At 43.1% G+C, this 19,662-nt stretch carries 19 protein-coding genes and 1 riboswitch; of the genes, 8 read left to right on the forward strand and 11 right to left on the reverse strand.

Annotation, left to right across the window (positions count from 1 at the left end):
• The first annotated feature begins 85 nt into the window (after positions 1-85).
• From lptA to radA, 3 genes are all read left to right on the forward strand, one after another.
• The gene (gene lptA, locus G561_RS0110370) at positions 86-559 is read left to right on the forward strand and encodes a lipopolysaccharide transport periplasmic protein LptA (RefSeq protein ID WP_028859497.1); all 474 of its coding nucleotides are present in this window, start codon (positions 86-88) and stop codon (positions 557-559) included.
• A 126-nt stretch (positions 560-685) separates the two neighbouring features.
• Complete coding sequence (gene lptB / locus G561_RS0110375) at positions 686-1,396, forward strand: LPS export ABC transporter ATP-binding protein (RefSeq protein ID WP_037032203.1); 711 nt, start codon at positions 686-688, stop codon at positions 1,394-1,396.
• 163 nt (positions 1,397-1,559) lie between these two features.
• Positions 1,560-2,999, forward strand: a complete 1,440-nt coding sequence (radA, locus tag G561_RS0110380; RefSeq protein WP_028859499.1) for a DNA repair protein RadA — start codon at positions 1,560-1,562, stop codon at positions 2,997-2,999.
• A 26-nt stretch (positions 3,000-3,025) separates the two neighbouring features.
• On the opposite strand, the gene thiD is transcribed toward radA, so the two are convergent.
• The 9 genes from thiD to G561_RS0110425 form a co-directional block, all read right to left on the reverse strand.
• On the reverse strand, positions 3,026-3,814 hold the full coding sequence (gene thiD, locus G561_RS0110385; protein ID WP_028859500.1) for a bifunctional hydroxymethylpyrimidine kinase/phosphomethylpyrimidine kinase: 789 nt from the start codon (positions 3,812-3,814) through the stop codon (positions 3,026-3,028).
• Between the two features lie 30 nt (positions 3,815-3,844).
• The gene (gene thiE, locus G561_RS0110390) at positions 3,845-4,564 is read right to left on the reverse strand and encodes a thiamine phosphate synthase (protein WP_081794443.1); all 720 of its coding nucleotides are present in this window, start codon (positions 4,562-4,564) and stop codon (positions 3,845-3,847) included.
• Positions 4,561-5,382: a hydroxyethylthiazole kinase gene (gene thiM, locus G561_RS0110395; protein ID WP_028859502.1), complete on the reverse strand. Its 822-nt coding sequence runs from the start codon at positions 5,380-5,382 to the stop codon at positions 4,561-4,563. Before thiM ends, thiE begins: the two co-directional genes overlap by 4 nt.
• A gap of 78 nt (positions 5,383-5,460) precedes the next feature.
• Positions 5,461-5,549, reverse strand: a riboswitch (TPP riboswitch).
• Positions 5,550-5,745: 196 nt separating this feature from the next.
• Positions 5,746-6,345, reverse strand: a complete 600-nt coding sequence (locus G561_RS0110400) for a septal ring lytic transglycosylase RlpA family protein (RefSeq protein WP_028859503.1) — start codon at positions 6,343-6,345, stop codon at positions 5,746-5,748.
• A gap of 367 nt (positions 6,346-6,712) precedes the next feature.
• Positions 6,713-7,189, reverse strand: a complete 477-nt coding sequence (gene greA / locus G561_RS0110405) for a transcription elongation factor GreA (RefSeq protein WP_028859504.1) — start codon at positions 7,187-7,189, stop codon at positions 6,713-6,715.
• Between the two features lie 325 nt (positions 7,190-7,514).
• Complete coding sequence (gene carB / locus G561_RS0110410; protein WP_028859505.1) at positions 7,515-10,793, reverse strand: carbamoyl-phosphate synthase large subunit; 3,279 nt, start codon at positions 10,791-10,793, stop codon at positions 7,515-7,517.
• Between the two features lie 63 nt (positions 10,794-10,856).
• Positions 10,857-12,113: a glutamine-hydrolyzing carbamoyl-phosphate synthase small subunit gene (carA, locus tag G561_RS0110415; RefSeq protein ID WP_051584501.1), complete on the reverse strand. Its 1,257-nt coding sequence runs from the start codon at positions 12,111-12,113 to the stop codon at positions 10,857-10,859.
• Between the two features lie 387 nt (positions 12,114-12,500).
• Entirely contained in the window at positions 12,501-13,052 is a 552-nt protein-coding gene (locus tag G561_RS0110420; protein WP_028859507.1) for a phosphatase PAP2 family protein, read from the reverse strand.
• Between the two features lie 58 nt (positions 13,053-13,110).
• Positions 13,111-14,196, reverse strand: coding sequence for a DUF475 domain-containing protein (locus G561_RS0110425; protein WP_028859508.1), 1,086 nt, complete (start codon positions 14,194-14,196; stop codon positions 13,111-13,113).
• A 386-nt stretch (positions 14,197-14,582) separates the two neighbouring features.
• On the opposite strand from G561_RS0110425, the gene G561_RS0110430 reads away from it, so the two are divergent.
• The 5 genes from G561_RS0110430 to G561_RS15660 all read left to right on the forward strand — a co-directional run bounded on the left by G561_RS0110430 (position 14,583) and on the right by G561_RS15660 (position 18,392).
• Positions 14,583-15,119: a gamma carbonic anhydrase family protein gene (locus G561_RS0110430; RefSeq protein WP_028859509.1), complete on the forward strand. Its 537-nt coding sequence runs from the start codon at positions 14,583-14,585 to the stop codon at positions 15,117-15,119.
• A 99-nt stretch (positions 15,120-15,218) separates the two neighbouring features.
• On the forward strand, positions 15,219-15,950 hold the full coding sequence (locus G561_RS0110435; protein WP_051584502.1) for an HAD family hydrolase: 732 nt from the start codon (positions 15,219-15,221) through the stop codon (positions 15,948-15,950).
• Positions 15,951-16,000: 50 nt separating this feature from the next.
• Positions 16,001-17,096, forward strand: a protein-coding gene (prfB, locus tag G561_RS0110440; protein WP_115342971.1) for a peptide chain release factor 2 whose coding sequence is annotated in 2 segments (ribosomal slippage) — positions 16,001-16,072 and positions 16,074-17,096 — 1,095 coding nt in all. Because the reading frame shifts where the segments join, the coding sequence is not laid out codon by codon here.
• 307 nt (positions 17,097-17,403) lie between these two features.
• Entirely contained in the window at positions 17,404-18,045 is a 642-nt protein-coding gene (locus tag G561_RS0110445) for an FMN-binding negative transcriptional regulator (RefSeq protein WP_028859512.1), read from the forward strand.
• Between the two features lie 218 nt (positions 18,046-18,263).
• Positions 18,264-18,392 carry an AraC family transcriptional regulator gene (locus G561_RS15660; protein WP_227674023.1) on the forward strand — a complete coding sequence of 43 codons (129 nt, stop codon included), beginning with the start codon at positions 18,264-18,266 and terminating at the stop codon, positions 18,390-18,392.
• A 57-nt stretch (positions 18,393-18,449) separates the two neighbouring features.
• On the opposite strand, the gene G561_RS0110455 is transcribed toward G561_RS15660, so the two are convergent.
• Complete coding sequence (locus tag G561_RS0110455; RefSeq protein ID WP_037032196.1) at positions 18,450-19,280, reverse strand: Cof-type HAD-IIB family hydrolase; 831 nt, start codon at positions 19,278-19,280, stop codon at positions 18,450-18,452.
• A gap of 67 nt (positions 19,281-19,347) precedes the next feature.
• A partial coding sequence (locus tag G561_RS0110460; protein ID WP_028859514.1) for a transposase occupies positions 19,348-19,662 on the reverse strand: 315 nt, incomplete at its 5' end.

Here is a 19,662-nt window from a genome sequence, read left to right on the forward strand (position 1 = left end):
ATACTTAAATACCCTCAAAGAAATGGGCTCACCTATGCTAAATTTACCCAGAGTTGCCTTATGTGCTACTGCAGTAATAGCCTCAATGGCCTCTATTCAGGCCAATGCCTTGCCTTCAGATGCCCAGCAGCCTATACGCTTATTGGCTGATAGAGCTACCTATAGTGAGCGGACTGGGGTAACCTCTTATTCAGGAGATGTCACCATCACGCAAGGGACATTAAAGTTGGCTGCGGATAATATCACTGTAAATTTATCAGATGGTCGTAGTATCCAATCAGCGGTTGCCACAGGTCGTCCAGCCACCATGCAGCAAGTAGTTACCAAAGAGAAGGGACTGGCCAAAGGTCAAGCCAACAAGATTGATTACAATGCCCAAAATGGCATTGTGACTTTAACAGGCAATGCTAAATTAACCCAAAATGGGGCTAGCTTTGCTGGTAACGTGATTCGCTATAGCCTTAAAGTGGGTGATGTAGAGGCCACTTCAGGGGGCAGTCAGCGTGTTGAGTTAATTTTCCCACCGAGTCAGTCAAACAGTCGTACAGGAATTAGATAGACCATGAGTAATTCACAGCCAGGCCATTTGGACTCAGAGCAGAATACAGCTATCAATTCAGGAGCCTTACCTGAGTCAGCTGCTACCCAGAGTTTGATTCCCGAAGCTTCTAATACAGCTTTAACCATGCGCAACTTAGGTAAGCGCTATGGTAAACGCTGGGTGGTGAAAGATGTCTCTTTTAGTGTTGAGCCTGGACAAGTCGTTGGTTTACTTGGACCAAACGGAGCAGGTAAAACCACCAGCTTCTATATGGTGGTCGGCTTAGTCAATATGGACAAGGGCTTGGTGAAGCTTGGTAACCAGGATTTATCGAAGTATGCCATGCACGAGCGGGCTAGAGCAGGCATTGGGTATTTGCCCCAAGAGGCGTCGATCTTCCGTAAGCTGACCGTGGAAGATAATATTATGGCCATTTTAGAAACCCGAAAAGATCTGGATAAAGCGGCACAAAAGCAAGAGTTAGAGAAGTTAATCTCTGACTTTAGTCTGGGCCATGTACGCCATTCATTAGGAATGAGTGTCTCGGGTGGTGAGCGTCGCCGCTGTGAGATTGCCCGCGCATTAGCAGCCAATCCAAAGTTTATTTTGTTAGATGAGCCGTTTGCCGGGGTTGACCCGATTTCTGTGAGCGATATTAAAGAAGTTATCATTGCGTTAAAGCACCGAGGTATCGGGGTTCTTATTACCGACCATAACGTACGCGAGACCCTAGCTATTTGTGAGCATGCTTATATCGTTAGTGAAGGGTCTATTATCGCGCATGGTAGCTCAGAAGAGGTATTAAATAATGCCTTGGTCAAAGAGGTGTATCTGGGTAAAGATTTCCAAGTCTAGTAGCTAGTAATCGCTTTAACAGTATTAATGGCTTAGCTATATAAGCGCTTAGCAATTTAACAGCTTAGTTATAGATAACCTTCCTTGTTTACCTAATCATAAAAAATGGCTGGCTGAAATAAGCCGGCCATTTTTATCTTGTCATTTATAAGGGATCGCTATTATGTCCAAATCAAAAACCAGCTTTGTTTGTCAAAACTGTGGGGCACACTTTGGTAAGTGGTCTGGACAGTGCTCTGATTGCGGGGAATGGAATACTTTGGTGGAAGCACCCAATGTGTCCCTGCCTCATCACAAAAAATCCAGCAAGCCGGCAGTATCTGCTGGTCCAAGCCTAGGCGCTGTCGCAAAAAATGATAGGATGAATTACTCAGGATCACAAAGCGGGGTGGTGACACTAGGGTCTGTGAATGTCACTTTTGATACCAGACTGCCTACGGGTATTAGTGAGTTTGACCGGGTATTGGGCGGCGGATTGGTTGCTGGTTCAGTAGTGCTGATTGGCGGTGACCCTGGCATTGGTAAATCGACTATCTTATTACAAACTGCGGCCAATATGGCAAATCCTGAGTCTTTAGCGGGCAGTGCTTTATATGTAACTGGAGAGGAGTCTTTATCGCAAGTCGCTATGCGTGCCCAGCGCTTAGGGCTTTCAAGCGATTACTTAAAAGTGATGACCGAGACCAATGTTGAGACCATTTGTGCCGCCCTGACTCAAGAGCAGCCTGCAGTGGCCATCATTGACTCTATTCAAACCATTTATACCGATGCCATTAACTCAGCGCCTGGTGGGGTGAGTCAAATACGTGAGTCTGCGGCCATGCTAACCCGCTATGCTAAGCAGACAGGCACGGCCTTATTTTTAGTAGGCCATGTGACCAAAGAGGGAACACTGGCTGGTCCTAGAGTATTAGAGCATATGGTAGATACCGTATTGTATTTTGAGGGACAATCAGACTCGCGTTTTCGTATGATACGGGCTGTAAAAAACCGCTTTGGTGCGGTCAATGAGCTGGGTATATTTGGTATGACCGATACTGGGCTTAAAGAGGTGGCTAATCCTTCGGCAATTTTCTTAAGTCGCTATGATAAGCCCATCTCAGGCTCTGTGGTAATGGTCAGTCGTGAGGGTACCAGACCGTTATTGGTAGAGGTGCAGGCACTGGTGGATGATTCAGCCGGTCAACCCAGACGTATGGCATTGGGTCTCGACCCACAGCGCTTGGCTATGCTTCTTGCTGTTATGCATCGACATGGAGGTATTCATACCAGTGGTCAGGACGTCTATGTCAACGTGGTAGGCGGGGTTAAGGTGATGGAGACAGGCTCAGACTTAGCAGTACTATTGGCCTGTGCTTCGAGTATTAAAGAAAAGCCACTGCCTTCGTCACTAGCAGTATTCGGTGAAGTGGGGCTATCAGGGGAGATTCGTCCGGTGCCGAATGGTCAAGAGCGCCTTAAGGAGGCAATGAAGCATGGCTTTACCCATGCTATCGTGCCCAAAGCTAATGCCCCAAAAAATCTAATGGGGCAGTTTAAAGGAATCAATGTCATCACTGCCGATCGCTTGGATGATGCCATAGATCGGGCATTTGAAATTTAATAGTATTTATATTAATAGTATTTATATTAGTAGTATTTATAAAAGTGATGGACTGGGCCATGACCATGACCTACATTTAAGGTGTCGGCTTTACTTAAAGCGCCTGTCAGATACTGCTTGGCTTTGTCGCAAGCGGTTTGTAAGCTGTCACCTTGGCCCCAAAAGGTGGCAATAGCTGCGGATAAGGTACAGCCTGTGCCGTGGCTATTCTTAGTGTCGATACGCTCTCCTTCAAACCAACTTAACTCACCCTCGGCACACAATAAATCTGGAGATTGTTCACTATTAGATAGATGACCTCCTTTTAAAAAGGTGGGCACTTGCAGACGCTGAGCTTGTTCGATCATTTGTTCACGATTGGTGGCTTCGGCAACCCCTAATAAGTCAGCAGCTTCAGGGAGATTGGGGGTAATAAGCCCTACTTGAGGCAGCAAAACATCTCTTAAAGCCGCTACAGAGTCAGCATCTAATAACCTATCGCCACTCTTGGCCACCATAACCGGGTCTAATACGACCTTATTAGGTTGGTACTTAGCTAAAGCTTCAGCAACGCACTCAGTTACCTCTGCATTACCTAGCATGCCAATTTTGACCGCATCTACTTGCACATCTGAGAAGACTGAGTCAATTTGGGCTCGAATCATCTCAAGCGGCATCATTTGGATTTTTTGTACCCCTTGTGTATTCTGGGCCACAACAGCGGTAATAACACTCATGGCATAGCTACCGTTAGCGCTAATGGCTTTGATATCTGCCTGAATCCCAGCGCCGCCCGTACAGTCTGTACCCGCGATTGTCAGTGTATTGGTAATCATGTTCACTCTCCATCATTATGATTGTATAAGCTATTGAGCTAAAAAGTGTTGTTGTAATAAGTTTTGTGCGGCAATTTTAGGGTCATTGGCGCCGCAAATAGCCGACACCACCGCAATGCCATCACAGTGAGTTTGATATACACTGCGGGCATTGTCTAGGTTAATACCACCGATAGCAACGCTAGGTAATAAGCTGGCTTGTGCCAAGTCATCCAGCCCTGAAATACCTAGAGGGCGGGCATGATTGGGTTTAGTGTTAGTAGCAAATACTGGGCCTAGACCAAAGTAATCAAGCTGATCTAGGTGATGGTTATGAGCATGTTGCAACTGAGATAGGGTGTTTATTGATAAACCCAACCAAGCATCAGGGCCTAGTATTTGTCGGGCTTCAGTAACACTAAGGTCGCCTTGACCTATGTGAGCGCCGTCAAGATTTGCTTTTTTGGCAATATGGACTCTGTCGTTGATTACTAAAGGAGTTCGGCCCGCAATGGCTTCTTTTAGTTCACACGCTATCTGATAAAGCTGCTCATCATCTGCTTGTTTGTCTCGAAGTTGGACGAAGCTTACGCCGCCTTCAATGGCTGCACAGACCGTTTCAATCAGCCCCAGCTGTTGACACATCACACTATCTGTCACCAAATATAACTTTAGAGCCGAGCCACTTTTATCCATCAAGTCATTAGAGGATGCTGAGGAGGCTTGATGTTGAGAGCTAAGGGTAATGGATGCATTAGCGGCACTAGTCATGATGAGGTTACTCGTAAATTATTGATTAAAGTTTGAGCTTCAAGGTTATATAAAGCATCCAAAAATTTGACATAAAAGCTGCCAGGGCCTTGGGCCTGCTGTGCCGCCAATTCTCCCGCTTGACCGTAGTAGCTTAAGGCGGTGGTAGCAGCATTTAGAAATGAGCTGTGGTCAGATTCTGTTGCCTGTGAGTTATTGACCCCGATAAAGCCAGCTATCAAAGCGGTTAAGGCGCAACCTATAGCGGTCACTTGGGTCATCATGGGGTGACCATGGTCAACTGAGTAGCTTTGACTACCATTAGTGGCCCAGTCTATAGCTCCAGTAACCACTACTACTTTTGCATATTGGGTGAGGTGCTGCGCGGCTTCCTTGGCTTTATCCACGCTGTCGCCACTATCTGTCCCTTTAGTGCGACTGCTCATCCCTGCCAATGCTAATATTTCGGACGCATTGCCTCGAATAACATCAGGTTTAAATTTCAAAAGTTCAGTGCAGGCTTGCTGCCGAAAAGACGTTGCGCCCACAGCGACAGGATCGAGTATCCAGGGGATGCCCTCACTATGAGCTACCTCTACTGTGGCTAGCATGCTTTGTAGGCTGGTGTAGGTCAAAGTGCCAATATTTATAGCAAGAGCTTGGGCCAATTTAACAAACTCGGGTGCTTCATTAATATCATGCACCATTGCAGGAGAGGCACCGGCAGCAAGTAATACGTTCGCAGCGGTATTGTTGGCCACATCGTTGGTGATGTTATGCACTAAAGGAGAGGTGTCTTTGAAGGTGATAAAACAGTGGTGAATAAGTTTGGATTGCATATTCCCTCCATATGGATAAAGAGGGCGTTAGAAACACACAGCAAAACAGTATAGGCTCAAAATAAATGGTTCAGACTACTGCAACTGCTATACACTCCCTACGCCAGTATAATCTGGATCAGGTTCAAAGGGTGCATCTCAGCCATAGGGCGCCCCTGTGAGTAACGTTAATTATCTTCGATAAAACATCATAACCAACTTGCATACCAATCACAAGTTAAGGGAACAAAAGTTATGAATTAAAACTATAAAAACAAAAAAAGACCTGCAGTTTAGTGCAGATCTTTTTTATTCCCTACTCAAACAATGAGTAGGCAGGGTTTACATAAAGCAGTAGGGCAACGGTTGTTGCTCTATCACCAATTAAGGTGAGCCTACTCTTTCAATAGTGACGTTAGCAATACCACGGCTAACCAGACCAATTTGTTTGGCTGCACCATAAGATAAATCTAATACACGGTTGCCATGGAAAGGACCACGGTCATTCACTTTTACTACCACGCTTTTACCATTACCTTTGTTGGTCACCTTTAGATAGGTGTTAAATGGAAGAGAGGGATGAGCTGCGGTTAATGAGTTCATGTCAAAGCGTTCACCACTAGCAGTTTTTCTGCCGTGGAATTTACCACCGTACCAAGAGGCACGACCACTTTGTTTAAATTTGTTTACAGCATTTGAAGCCACTAAAGTTAAATGAGATAACACATCCTCATCACCTAGATCGGCTTTGCTAGAACCTCGGTTACTAATTAATGAGCTGTTTGTAGCAAGTGTTGATGGCTCAAAAGAAGTTTGGAGTAATGAGGTTGGTTGATTTTGTTTACGTGCTAACTCGTTGAGGACACTGTCGATATCGCTTGGGCTTTTGACGCTAAGAGCTTGCTTTGATTCAGTAGCTTGAGCTAAGTTACTAGCTCCTACTATGCAGGCTAATGCACATAAAGCTGATGAGAATTTCTTCATAATTGCCTCGTAAGCATAAATCTAATGGGTAAGGTTATAACTAATCAACACTCAAAAGATTATGCATTTACTATTTAAATAATACGTAATTAAAAACTTAATTAACAAAGTAATGAGAGTAACAAATCTTTGTATAAACTATTAACACGGCCTGTAAAACCGTAGTTGCTAAAGATACACATGGAGTGTCACAATTTGATTTGTAAATGTAGTCGTTTTGTAAATTAACATTAACCAATGTGACTTTGCAAGTGACGCTAGAGTTCAATGCTAAGCAAATATTTACTAAAAATTGCTTACAGAGCTTATAAACACTGAACTCTAGCGGATTGGATATTAAATATAAATAATTATTAAGTATTAATAATTATTCATAAATTACTTCGATGATTTCAAATTCGACCAGACCACTTGGGGTTTCGATACGGGCTTCATCGCCTTCTGATTTACCAATTAAACCACGAGCAATGGGAGAATTGACCGAGATTTTGTTATTTTTGAAGTCAGCCTCATCATCACCAACAATTTGATAGCGCTTTTCTTCCTCAGTATCTAGATTCTCAATCACAACGGTCACTCCGAAAACCACACGGCCTTCACGAGGTAATGTCGCAGGATCAATTACTTGGGCGCCTGACAGCTTGGCTTCGATATCCCGAATGCGGGCTTCACAAAAACCTTGCTGTTCGCGAGCAGCATGATACTCAGCATTTTCTTTTAGGTCACCATGTTCACGAGCTTCAGCGATGGCAGCAGTGATACGGGGACGATCTACGGTCTTAAGCTGCTTAAGCTCTGCCTCTAACGCAGCATGTCCTTGCGGGGTCATAGGGTAACGTTGCATATCATCTTCCTCATATACATATATAGATGAACGATTAAATAAAAAAACACCCCAGCGCCCTTAGTTAAGGGTGCTGTAGTGCAAAATTTAGGATAAGTTTTATTTTGTAGGGGTAGGGACCTCGCTACAAAGTCTTTATCATTACTGACTCAAAAAAAGTCACTGGCTTATAACAAAAATTGCTAACCGAAGCTTTCGATTAGCAATTAATAAAAAAATAAGGGGGAGTAAATTAGCGAGTACAAGCTAAACTTACTTAAAATAATAGCCTATTATAAGCTTTTAGTTAAGATTGTACCGCTAATTTTTGTTACTCAGCTTTTATTTAGCCGTTATTGGCAGCTACTTGAGCTTGCTCATGTAAAGTTTGAAGCTTATAAACCTCAAAAGGCAACTCAATAGCGTAAGACTTACATACCGCTTCTGCCGCACCTAAAGTGGTGACATAGAACACTTTGCTTTGTAGGGCGTTACGACGGATTGAGAATGAATCCTCTTGGGCTTGCTTGCCTTCAGTAGTATTGATAATAAGGTCAATTTCGCCATTTTTCAAGGCATCGACCACATGAGGACGGCCTTCAGTGACTTTATTGATGCGCTTACATTCAATGCCTTGCTCAGTCAGATATTGCTCGGTACCTGCAGTAGCCACAAGGTTGAAACCATAGTCGATTAACTGCTTAGCAACGGCAGCGATACCTGGTTTATCGCTATCGCGTACTGAAATAAAGACCGTCTTATTCTCACCTTCTTCAGGTAGACCTGGTAGACGCTCGTTAGTACCGATAATACTCTTATAGAAAGCTTCACCAAAAGTCTTGCCCACACCCATAACTTCACCAGTAGATTTCATTTCTGGACTTAGAATAGGGTCAACTCCCGGGAACTTAGCAAATGGGAAGACGGATTCTTTAACTGCGAAGAATGAAGGCTTAATCTCTTTAGTGAAGTTTTGCTCTTGTAGCGTCTGACCTGCCATACAGCGAGCCGCTACTTGTGCCAATGAGGTACCAATACACTTAGACACAAAAGGTACTGTACGGGCAGCACGTGGGTTTACTTCCAGAATATAAACCGTACCGTCTTTGACGGCAAACTGCACGTTCATTAAGCCCACTACACCTAGCTCTTTGGCCATAGCTATGGTCTGTGCACGCATCTCATCACAGATCTCATCTGATAAAGAGTAAGGCGGTAGTGAACACGCTGAGTCACCTGAGTGAACACCGGCTTGTTCGATATGCTGCATGATACCGCCTATAACTACTTCAGAGCCGTCACTGACACAGTCCACATCAACTTCAATGGCGTCATCTAAGAAGCGGTCTAATAGCACAGGAGCTTCATTCGAAGCTTGTACCGCAGTACGTAGATAGTGCTTCAACTCTTCTTCGTTATAGACGATTTCCATTGCACGACCACCCAATACGTATGATGGGCGGACAACTAAAGGATAGCCCACATCTTTGGCTTTCACTAAGCCGTCCTCCATGCTAGTCGCTAAAGCGTTAGGTGGCTGGATTAGGTTTAGTTGATGAATCATATGCTGGAAGCGCTCACGGTCTTCAGCGCGGTCAATAGCGTCAGGTGAAGTACCAATGATATTAACCCCAGCGGCTTCTAGCGCACGAGCAAGCTTCAGCGGTGTCTGACCACCGAACTGAACAATAACGCCTTCAGGCTTCTCAATACGAACGATTTCTAACACATCTTCAAGGGTGATTGATTCGAAGTATAAACGGTCAGAGGTGTCATAATCAGTTGATACAGTCTCTGGGTTACAGTTAACCATAATGGTCTCATAACCGTCTTCACGCATCGCCAATGCGGCGTGCACACAGCAGTAATCGAACTCAATACCTTGGCCGATACGGTTTGGGCCACCGCCGATAACCATGATTTTCTTGTTATTGGTTGGGTTGGCCTCACACTCATCATCATAAGTTGAGTACATGTAAGCTGTTGAGGTAGCAAACTCAGCGGCACAAGTATCCACACGCTTATAAACAGGGAATACCTCTAAGTCCCAACGCTTTTTACGCAGCTGCTTTTGTGACACACCAAGCAGTGTGGCCAAGCGTAAGTCTGATAGGCCTTTACGTTTGAGCTTACGTAAGTTCTTAGCGGTTAAGCCGCCAAAGCCTAGCTGTTTAACTTCTGCTTCAGTTTTGACGATATCTTCAATCTGAACTAAGAACCAAGGATCAATGTTGGTATAGCCAAACACTTCTTCCACACTAAAGCCTAGGCGAAAAGCGTCTGCAATATAGAAAATGCGTTCAGGAGTCGGTACGGTTAAGCGTTGTTTGATTTCAGATTTAACTTTATCTTCGCTGATTTTCCCAGCTTTTAAGGCCGCAAAGTCAATTTGCTCATCAAAACCGTCAGCGCCTGTTTCTAAGCCACGTAGTGCCTTGTGCATAGACTCTTGGAAGTTACGGCCGATAGCCATGACTTCACCCACAGACTTCATTTGAGTTGAAAGAATGTTGTCCGCTTGCGGGAACTTCTCAAAGTTAAAGCGAGGAATCTTAGTGACGACATAATCGATTGATGGCTCGAAGCTGGCTGGAGTTTGACCACCAGTAATATCGTTTTGCAGCTCATCTAGGGTGTAACCTACTGCTAACTTAGCAGCGATTTTGGCGATAGGGAAACCAGTTGCTTTAGAGGCTAAAGCAGATGAACGAGACACACGAGGGTTCATCTCAATCACGACCATACGGCCTGTTTTTGGGTTAACCCCAAATTGTACGTTTGAGCCTCCAGTTTCAACGCCAATCTCACGCAATACAGCCAATGAGGCATTACGCATGATTTGGTATTCTTTGTCAGTCAGGGTCTGAGCTGGTGCCACTGTGATTGAGTCACCGGTGTGCACACCCATAGGATCAAAGTTTTCAATCGAGCAGATGATGATGCAGTTGTCGTTTTTGTCACGAACCACTTCCATCTCATACTCTTTCCAGCCGATTAATGACTCGTCAATTAATAACTGATGGGTAGGGGATAGGTCGAAGCCGCGCTCACAGATTTCGATAAATTCATCGCGGTTATAAGCAATACCACCGCCTGAGCCGCCCATAGTGAATGAAGGACGAATGATACAAGGGAACCCAAGCTTGGCTTGAATTTCAAACGCTTGTTCCATGGTTTCAGCAATTTCAGCACGAGGACATTCAAGACCAATACGCTTCATGGCTTGGTCAAATAGGTCGCGATCCTCAGCCATTTCGATAGCTTCTTTGGTGGCGCCAATTAACTCAACATTATATTTTTTTAGCACCCCGTGCTTATCTAGATCTAGCGCACAGTTAAGAGCAGTTTGCCCACCCATGGTAGGTAGGATAGCATCAGGGCGCTCTTTATCGATAATTTGCTCAACCGTTTGCCAAGTGATCGGCTCGATGTAAGTGGCATCCGCCATCACTGGGTCAGTCATGATGGTGGCTGGGTTTGAGTTAACTAGGATAACTCGATAGCCCTCTTCGCGTAGAGCTTTACATGCTTGAGCGCCAGAGTAATCAAACTCACAAGCCTGGCCAATGACGATTGGGCCTGCGCCAATGATTAGAATGCTTTTGATGTCGGTACGTTTTGGCATAAGTCTCTCTTTTATATAATTAGTTCTGCGTAAGTTCTTTAGCAATCCGATTAAAACGGCAGTTTAAGCTTGTTTGGCTTGTTGCATCATCGCTGCAAATTTGTCAAATAAGGCCGATGATTCATTAGGACCAGGGCTGGCTTCTGGGTGGCCTTGGAAGCTAAATACTGGTTTATTGGTCAGCTCAATACCTTGGTTGGTACCGTCAAATAAAGAGCGGTGCGTGGATTTGATGTGAGCAGGCAAGCTGTCTTCATCTAGAGCGAAACCGTGGTTTTGACTGGTAATCATCACCACTTTTGTCTCTAAGTCTTGTACCGGATGGTTGGCACCATGATGGCCTGTTTTCATTTTCATGGTTTTAGCACCGCTGGCTAAGCCAATGATTTGGTGACCTAGACAAATACCAAAAGTTGGGATGTCAGTTTCTTCAATAAGGTGACGCACGTTTTCGATGGCGTAGTCACAGGCTGCAGGATCGCCAGGACCATTAGATAAGAAAATGCCATCTGGATTCATAGCCAGCACATCAGCAATAGGAGTCTGGGCAGGAACCACAGTCACTTTACAGCCTCTATCTACTAGCATACGTAAAATGTTGGTTTTTGCCCCAAAGTCGTAAGCCACCACTTCAAACTTAGGCTCGATATGCTCACCTAGTTTTTTGAAATAGCCACCTGTTTCACTTTCAGTGACGCCATGTACGCCGCGGTCTGCAAGCTCCCAAGTGCCTTCAGTCCAGACAAAGCCCTCTTTGCTTGAGCATTCTTTGGCCAAATCTAAGCCTTCAAGGCCGGAGAATTCATTAGCAAGCTTAATGGCTTGTTCAATGTCAGCATCGGTAATCGTTTCACCATTTGAGGCGGTGAAAATACAGCCATTTTGTGACCCTTTTTCACGAAGAATACGAGTTAATTTACGAGTGTCAATCTCCGCAATAGCCACTGTCTCGTGACGCTTAAGATAATCTACTAAGCTTTCAGAGCTGCGGAAGTTGGAAGTGGTCATAGTGATGTCACGGATAATTAAGCCTTCAGCCCAAACTTGATGTTTGCGATTGATATCACCAGACTCGCCATCCTCAGTGTTGGTTCCTGTATTACCAATATGAGGGTAGGTTAGGGTAACGATCTGTTTGGCATAACTGGGATCAGTTAGGACTTCCTGATAACCTGTCATTGATGTATTAAACACCACTTCACCGACGCGACTACCTGCCGCACCTATCGAGATGCCATGGAAGATGGTGCCATCTGCTAACGCTAAGATCGCCTCGACTTCATTTACGCTATTATGTGTTGTGTCTTGGTGTATACCCATATTCCTACCCTTTAAATTCGTATTTATCATGACCTGACATTGGTTAAAGTTGCGACCGATTGAGTGCTATAAAAATGACTGTTGTCAAATTTTAGCCACAAAAAAGCGAGTAAGACAATAACAGAAAACAACAATATCACTAAAGTAATGGTCATTAGTGAGTGTTGCTAACTGGGTCATGTCTACTCGCTTAGGTACAGATTTCGCGTATTATACAAAACCTTACTCTAAATGGCTAGGCAATACTAAAAATAATAAGTAAATATCTTGCTTGATTTTCTTATATTTTTATTACCTCTCTTCAAATGGACATTATTTGCCCTAAAACTTGATGCGGTTTGTGTTAAAACTTAATGCGGTTTGAGTTAAAACTTAAAGCGGTTTGTCTCAAAATTTATAGTGCAGCGCAACCTGATAAGACTCAGGAGCTAAGTTGGCACTGATGATTAAGTCATCGTTGTGATAACTCTTTGTTAAAAACATACTGCTTGCCACGCCTAGTGCAGCCCCTGCTAAGACATCTGTGGTGTCATGCTTATCAGCATCAATACGACTATAACCGACGAACGTCGCTCCGACATAGGCAGGGATACTATATTCTAGGCCATAGCGCTTATGGATAAAGCTGGCGCCCTGAAAAGCGATTGAGGTGTGTCCTGAGGGAAAAGAGTCATTATCACTGTGATCAGGGCGCTCTTTATCAACCGCTTTTTTTAAACCATAGGTTGCCACCGCATTGGTTGCAAAGGATTTGTAAAACTGCTGACGTCCTTCAGGATCATCCATATAAAAGGTAGAACCATAGGCAATCGCAGGAATGGTTACTGCAATAATATCGCCTGCAGTTTCTATATCAGATTTAGCATAAGCAGGGGTAACTGCCAATGCCGAACCTGATAATAATAAAGCAGTGATAACAGAGTTTTGCTTATTTAGCATCTATCAGCTTCCTAATAAGGGCTAGGTTGTGGGGTTTTAAGTTTAAATAAAAGTTTTCTTATTGAGTGTTTTCTTGACGTTTTCTATATTGGATAGAGTTATATAAAGACAATCCAATAAAGGCCACACCGATTAGACCAGTGACTAATTCAGGCACATGGAATTTCATAGACAACAGCATAATAATTGCCAATGCGCCAATAGCATAGTGCGCGCCATGCTCTAGATAAACAAACTCACTTAAAGTGCCTTTGTCCACTAGGTAAATGGTCATTGAACGCACAAACATAGCACCGATGGCCAGGCCTAACATGATAATAATCACGTCATTGGTAATGGCAAAAGCACCGATTACGCCGTCGAAGCTGAAAGAGGCATCTAATACTTCTAGGTAGATAAAGCCGGCGATACCGCCCTTTAAGATAGTAGTAGAAACACCAGCGGTATTGGTAATGACATTGCCCTTTGCATCGGTAATCACTTCATCTTCATCAGCATCCGTACCGCCTTCAAGTAGACTAGATAGAACGTTAACCCCAAGGTAAACTAAGATACCCCAAATACCTGCAATCAAGATGGCAGGCTCTTTGGCTTCTTCGACCCAGCTTAATGAAATCATCAGTACCACTATGGCCACAAAAGTGCTCATGGCATCGACTTTACTAAAGCGAGTTAGCTTGCGCTCAAACCAATCAAACCAATGCACCTCTTTATCTCCAAAGATAAAGGTTAGGAATACCAATAATAAGAACATACCCCCAAAAGCTGAGATTTCAGCATGGTGAGCATTTAGATGAGCCGCATACTGTGCAGGCTCATTAATGGCCAATTGAATGACTTCCATAAACCCTAATTTGGCTGTGACTGCGACAATGACGATTGGGAATATCAAGCGCATGCCAAATACTGCGACTAGAATACCCACAGTTAAGAATATTTTTTTCCAAAAGTCATTCCATCCTTTAAGGATAGAGGCGTTAACCACTGCGTTATCAAAGGATAAGGAGATTTCCATGATGGCTAAGATAGCGGTAACTGCAAGGGCGGTCATTAAACCACTGACACCTCCATGCGAGAATCCCCACCAAGCAGCGGCGACTAAACAAGCAATGGTAAATATAAAATCGAATAAAAAGTGACGCATAGATTATCCAGTAAAAGGGCTATTATTGAGATTAAAACAATTTTAAGATGTGATAATAACACGGCAAAAAAATACAATAAATTGACTTATGCATAAATGCTTAGATAATGGCTCTTTGTGAGCACAAAATATAGCCAATAGCGTAGGATACAGTCATTTTATTAAATTTTCGGTAAATTAATGCTAATCTAATGACTTTTAATACCAATAGCTTTTATGCTAATAGTTTTTGTGCCCATAATTATTAATATCGATAGCGGGCATCAAAAGTTATTAATAATAATATAAAGACCTTATGACCAAGCTATGACTTAAGTTGTTATTGAGCAATCAGCTGTTATTGAACAAACATAGAAAGACCAGTTATTTTATAAAAGGATGTTCCCATGATTTTTAAATACTTAGAAAAAACCCCACAATTTGCCACTCCTTTTCAAGGGTGGGTTGCTGACAGTGCCCGTGTTATCGGTGATGTTTATTTGGGTCATCAGGCCAATGTTTGGTTTGGTGCTGTTATTCGCGGCGACAATGAGCGTATTAATATTGGTAACTATACCAATGTACAAGAAAACGCGGTCATCCATACTGATGCAGGGATAGAAGTCAACATTGGCGATTATGTAACCATTGGCCACTTGGCGATGTTACATGGTTGTAGCGTGGGCGAAAATAGTTTAATTGGCATTGGTGCAGTGGTATTGAATAACGCCAAAATTGGCAAAAACTGTATTATTGGTGCCAAAGCCTTGGTCACTGAAGGCAAAGAAATTCCTGATAATTCATTGGTGATGGGCGCGCCTGCTAAAGTGGTCAAAACTTTAAGTGATCAACAGGTAGCTATGCTAAAGATGTCAGCGTTACATTATACTCAGAAGGCTGAGCAGTTTAAGACGGGTTTACAACAGATTGAGGCGCCGGAATAAGCTTTGAAAACAGACTTTCAAAAAGAACAGATTTTTGAACAATAGGTTTTGGTTAACAAGTTCATATTAATATTTTGGGTAAAGAGGGTGAGGGGCTAAATGCAGAACCAAGCAGCGAACAGTTCGCTAAATAAGCAGAAAAATGCGGTAAATGACAGTAAAGAATTGGCTTTATTTGACTTAGATCACACCTTGCTTGATGTAGATAGTGATTATCTATGGGGTGAGTACATTGTCAAAAATGGCTTGGTTGATGAGGCGCAATATAGAACGGCCAATCAAAGATTTTATGAAGAATATATAGCGGGTACTTTGGATGCTACTGAGTACAATGAATTTGTGGCAGACTTCTTGACCACATTGCCGTTATCACGACTGTTTGAAATTCGTGAGGACTATATCAAGACTGAAATTGAGCCTCATATTCGCCCCAAAGCCATCAGCGCCATTCAGCATCATATTGAAGCGGGGCATGATGTGGTTATTATCTCGGCTACTAATGACTTTGTGGTGTCAGCGATTGCCGCGCGTTTTGGTATTGAAGCGGCTAACGTATTAGCCACGCCGCTTGAAGTCAAAGACGATCGCTACACTGGAAAATTAACCGACAAACCTAACTTTAAAGAAGGTAAAATATACCACCTTAATAAATGGTTAGAGGCCAAAAAAGAGCAGGGTGTAACTTATAGTAAAACCTATGGCTACTCTGATTCAAAAAACGATCTGCCTTTATTAGAGTGGGCCGATGTGCCGGTAGCAGTGACCCCAGATGAGGTGCTACATGCCCATGCTTTAGCCCACAACTGGGCGGTTGAGGATTGGTCTATTTAAGCTGCTTTAGCTTCACTCAGACACTATAGTTTTAAATTTTTGGAATATTTATGGAAATTAACCAGTACCAAGAGCAAATTAAAGATTTAAGCGAGCGCTCAAAGGATTTACGGAGGTATCTTTGACTTTGATGGTAAGTCAGAGCGCCTAGAAGAAGTTAATCTTGAGATGGAGAGTCCAGAGCTTTGGAACGACCCAGAGCGCGCGACTCGTATCAGTAAAGAAAAAAGCCAACTTGATGGCATTATCAATACCATCACGGGCCTTGAGACTACCCTTGAGGACGCAGCGGCTATGCTTGAGTTGGCAGTAGAGGCCGATGATGAAAGCCTACTTGCCGATGTGCAAAGCGAGCTTGATACGGCGCAAGCCAAAGTCGAAGATCTAGAATTCAAGCGTATGTTCGACGGCGAAATGGATGCCAATAACTGCTTCGTTGATATTCAATCCGGCAGCGGCGGTACTGAAGCTCAGGACTGGGCTGAGATGCTACTGCGTATGTATACGCGTTGGTGTGAGTCGCATGGATTTAAGGTTGAGATTATCGAGGTATCAGCGGGCAGTGTGGCCGGGGTTAAATCCGCTTCATTCAAGGTGAGTGGTGACTACGCTTTTGGCTGGCTACGTACCGAGACCGGAGTACACCGCTTAGTGCGCAAGTCTCCATTTGATAGCAACAATGGTCGCCATACTTCATTTGCTGCGGTATTTGTATCGCCTGAGATTGATGATGATATCGACATTGATATTAACCCAGCAGATTTGCGAATTGATACTTATCGCTCAAGTGGCGCTGGTGGTCAGCACGTAAACACCACCGATTCAGCGGTACGTATTACCCATGAGCCGACGGGTACTGTGGTGCAGTGTCAGAATGAGCGCAGTCAACATGGCAACAAAGCCACTGCCATGAAGATGCTACGCGCCAAGCTGTATGAGCTTGAAATGCAAAAGCGTATGGAAAAACAACAAGCCGTGGAAGACAATAAGTCTGATGTGGGTTGGGGCAGTCAAATTCGCTCTTATGTGCTCGATGATTCTCGCATTAAAGACTTACGTACTGGCGTTGAAACCTTTAATACCAGTGCTGTATTAGACGGGGACTTGGATCAATTTATTGAGGCTAGTTTGAAGGCAGGGTTGTAGTAGTCTGCTTAATGTATTAACCTGTTATTCATTAACTATTAAGTGTAAATACGCAAAATTAAGGTAATATACCTATTCAAGCGACGGGTAATTATTGTTAAATGGTCTGAAGGTGGATCGAAGCCCATTCAACAATAATTACCCGTCGTATCACAAATTTTCTATGCGTAAGTTCAGTTATTAAAATCCAATCACTAAAGCCTATAGAGTATCAACGGCGTTTTGATTCTCTATAGGCTTTTTTTATTAGGCTTATTATTAAAACCCAGGCATTGATATCAAGATGCTGTTATAAAGGTAGCTGCTATTGTTTATTCCCAAGTCTTTCCAACAAACTGACCTTAATCTACTCAAAGACTTTGTGAGTCAGCATCCTCAAGCCACTGTTATTGCTCATCATGTGATGGAAGAAGATGGGGCCGCTATGGAAGCCAGCCATATTCCAATGGTGTGGATATCTGAGGCAGATAATAGTTATTTATTAGGTCACATCGCCAAAGTAAATCCATTAAGTGAAACAAAGTTTTTAACCTTGCCTTGGCTTATTATTTTTCAAAACTCCGGTCATTACATTAGTCCCAATTGGTACCCTAGCAAAGCGAATACCCATAAAGAAGTGCCCACTTGGAACTATCAAAGCGTGCATATTACTGGTAGAGCTACGCTACTTGCTGACTCGAATAGTTTGATAAATATTATATTCCTGCTGACCACTAAATTTGAAGCAATGCAGCCTATGCCTTGGTCATTAAAAGACGCTCCTGAAAAATACATTCAAGGTCTGTGCCGTGCTATTGTCGGAATAAGAATTGATATTTCAGACGTTAAAGCACAGTTTAAATTAAGTCAAAATAAATCAAAGGAAAATAAAGAAGGTGTCATTTTAGGTCTTAGGGAAATAGGCAGTCCTGAGGCGAATGAGATGGCGAACTTGATAAACGCGCAATAGATGAATATAGACAGATTTTTTATTCACCAGGTTTAAAAAAACTATTTATCCAAAATATAGTTTTACGACATAAAATAAGGAGTGTTTACTTGCGCGCTGTTAAACAAAGAACAGTCGGAACTTTAATATTCGATGATGTCGAGGTTCTAGACTTTACGGATATAGAAGTGCTTAGTGAAGTGAGTTATGTTGATGCCAGTGATGAGTAGTTAAATATAGTGACATCAGCTGGCATTAGTGCAGGTATCAATGCCAGCTTGTATTGTGTCTCCAAACTAGCCAGTGTTGACATCGCCAACGAGACTGCGAAGCGAATGGAGTATGAGTATCGGATTGAAAACAGTTAGACTTTAGATTTAATGCCAAACTCTAATTTGATATTAGGTTTGGCGTAACCCTAAATTTTAATAGTTAAGCTCAAGTGAAGTAGCTGTAATAAGAGGATTTAGTACCTGCTGCAGTCCATATTCCTCAATACTACCGGTAATAAAGTCCGCGCGCTGTTGTAAGGCTGGCTGGCCATCTCCCATAGCAATGGCGTAGCCTACTGCATCAAACATCTCTAAATCATTAAACCCATCGCCAATGGCCATCGCCTCACTAATGTCTATGCCAAAGTGTTGACAAACATCACGCACGCCTCGCTCTTTGGAAGCATCGATAGGCAAGATATCACCGCCAATTTGGTGCCAATGAACCAGCTTCAATCCAAACTTTGCAAAGTCCACTTCCTGCATTCTTTGATTATCGTCTTTAAAAAATACTGAGCATTGATATACCGGGTTGGTTTTGTAGTAATTTGGATCGATAATTGAACTTGGGTTGGCGGCAATAAAGGCTCGTATTTGTTCATTATCATTGGCCCAGGCCAAATGGGTGTCTGAGTCAAATTTATGAACAAGATGATCTTGGCGACATAGCTCATCAATCTTAGAGGCTTGCTGCAGAGTTAACGGGTAATGACTGATAATGCCTTTTTTATCAAAGCTGTATTGCCCATTGGTACAGACGATAGCATCAAAAACACCGGCCTCAAATAACGCCAAGATATCCTCAGGGATTATGGATTTAGAACGGCCGGTGGCAATGGCCAATTTAATTTCAGTTTTTGCTAACTGCTCTAAAGTGGCTTGGTTATGAGGGGCGATGATGCCATCACGGCTTAGAGTGTCATCGATATCAAAGAAAATAATCTTTGGATTAAATAGGGGCTTATTTGCAACTATTTCAGTCATGGTTTTCCTAAAAGCAAAGTTTACGGATTATTTAACTCACTGTACCATAGCATAAGTTACCCCACTCTCAACACTTTATTAGCAATTCAAACTGAAGAGGCGGGTTACCAAGTTTTTTATTTAAAAGAAAAAAGAAATTATGCGCCAGAATCTTACGCGTTAAACGATGAGACAAATGCCATAAATCTCTAGCACGTACTTTCTGTATATTAAAGCAGTCAGACAATTGACCAATAACAGTCTCAATATTACGTCGATAACGCATCAATCGATTAACATCAGACTTAGGTCTATTATCTGTCATATTGCGTCTTAGCGGTGTTTGCAAATCAATACCCTTTGATGCAAAGTGCTGTGTTAACTCAGGGCGGATATACCCTTT

The organism is Psychrobacter phenylpyruvicus DSM 7000 = NBRC 102152, assembly GCF_000685805.1.
Taxonomy (GTDB): domain Bacteria; phylum Pseudomonadota; class Gammaproteobacteria; order Pseudomonadales; family Moraxellaceae; genus Psychrobacter; species Psychrobacter phenylpyruvicus.

Bases quoted from the DNA above. Each gene is read 5' to 3' on its own strand.
- lptA (WP_028859497.1), top strand. From the start codon at position 86: ATGGCCTCTATTCAGGCCAATGCCTTGCCTTCAGATGCCCAGCAGCCT.
- lptB (WP_037032203.1), top strand. From the start codon at position 686: ATGCGCAACTTAGGTAAGCGCTATGGTAAACGCTGGGTGGTGAAAGAT.
- radA (WP_028859499.1), top strand. From the start codon at position 1,560: ATGTCCAAATCAAAAACCAGCTTTGTTTGTCAAAACTGTGGGGCACAC.
- thiD (WP_028859500.1), bottom strand. From the start codon at position 3,814: ATGATTACCAATACACTGACAATCGCGGGTACAGACTGTACGGGCGGC.
- thiE (WP_081794443.1), bottom strand. From the start codon at position 4,564: ATGACTAGTGCCGCTAATGCATCCATTACCCTTAGCTCTCAACATCAA.
- thiM (WP_028859502.1), bottom strand. From the start codon at position 5,382: ATGCAATCCAAACTTATTCACCACTGTTTTATCACCTTCAAAGACACC.
- G561_RS0110400 (WP_028859503.1), bottom strand. From the start codon at position 6,345: ATGAAGAAATTCTCATCAGCTTTATGTGCATTAGCCTGCATAGTAGGA.
- greA (WP_028859504.1), bottom strand. From the start codon at position 7,189: ATGCAACGTTACCCTATGACCCCGCAAGGACATGCTGCGTTAGAGGCA.
- carB (WP_028859505.1), bottom strand. From the start codon at position 10,793: ATGCCAAAACGTACCGACATCAAAAGCATTCTAATCATTGGCGCAGGC.
- carA (WP_051584501.1), bottom strand. From the start codon at position 12,113: ATGGGTATACACCAAGACACAACACATAATAGCGTAAATGAAGTCGAG.
- G561_RS0110420 (WP_028859507.1), bottom strand. From the start codon at position 13,052: ATGCTAAATAAGCAAAACTCTGTTATCACTGCTTTATTATTATCAGGT.
- G561_RS0110425 (WP_028859508.1), bottom strand. From the start codon at position 14,196: ATGCGTCACTTTTTATTCGATTTTATATTTACCATTGCTTGTTTAGTC.
- G561_RS0110430 (WP_028859509.1), top strand. From the start codon at position 14,583: ATGATTTTTAAATACTTAGAAAAAACCCCACAATTTGCCACTCCTTTT.
- G561_RS0110435 (WP_051584502.1), top strand. From the start codon at position 15,219: ATGCAGAACCAAGCAGCGAACAGTTCGCTAAATAAGCAGAAAAATGCG.
- G561_RS0110455 (WP_037032196.1), bottom strand. From the start codon at position 19,280: ATGACTGAAATAGTTGCAAATAAGCCCCTATTTAATCCAAAGATTATT.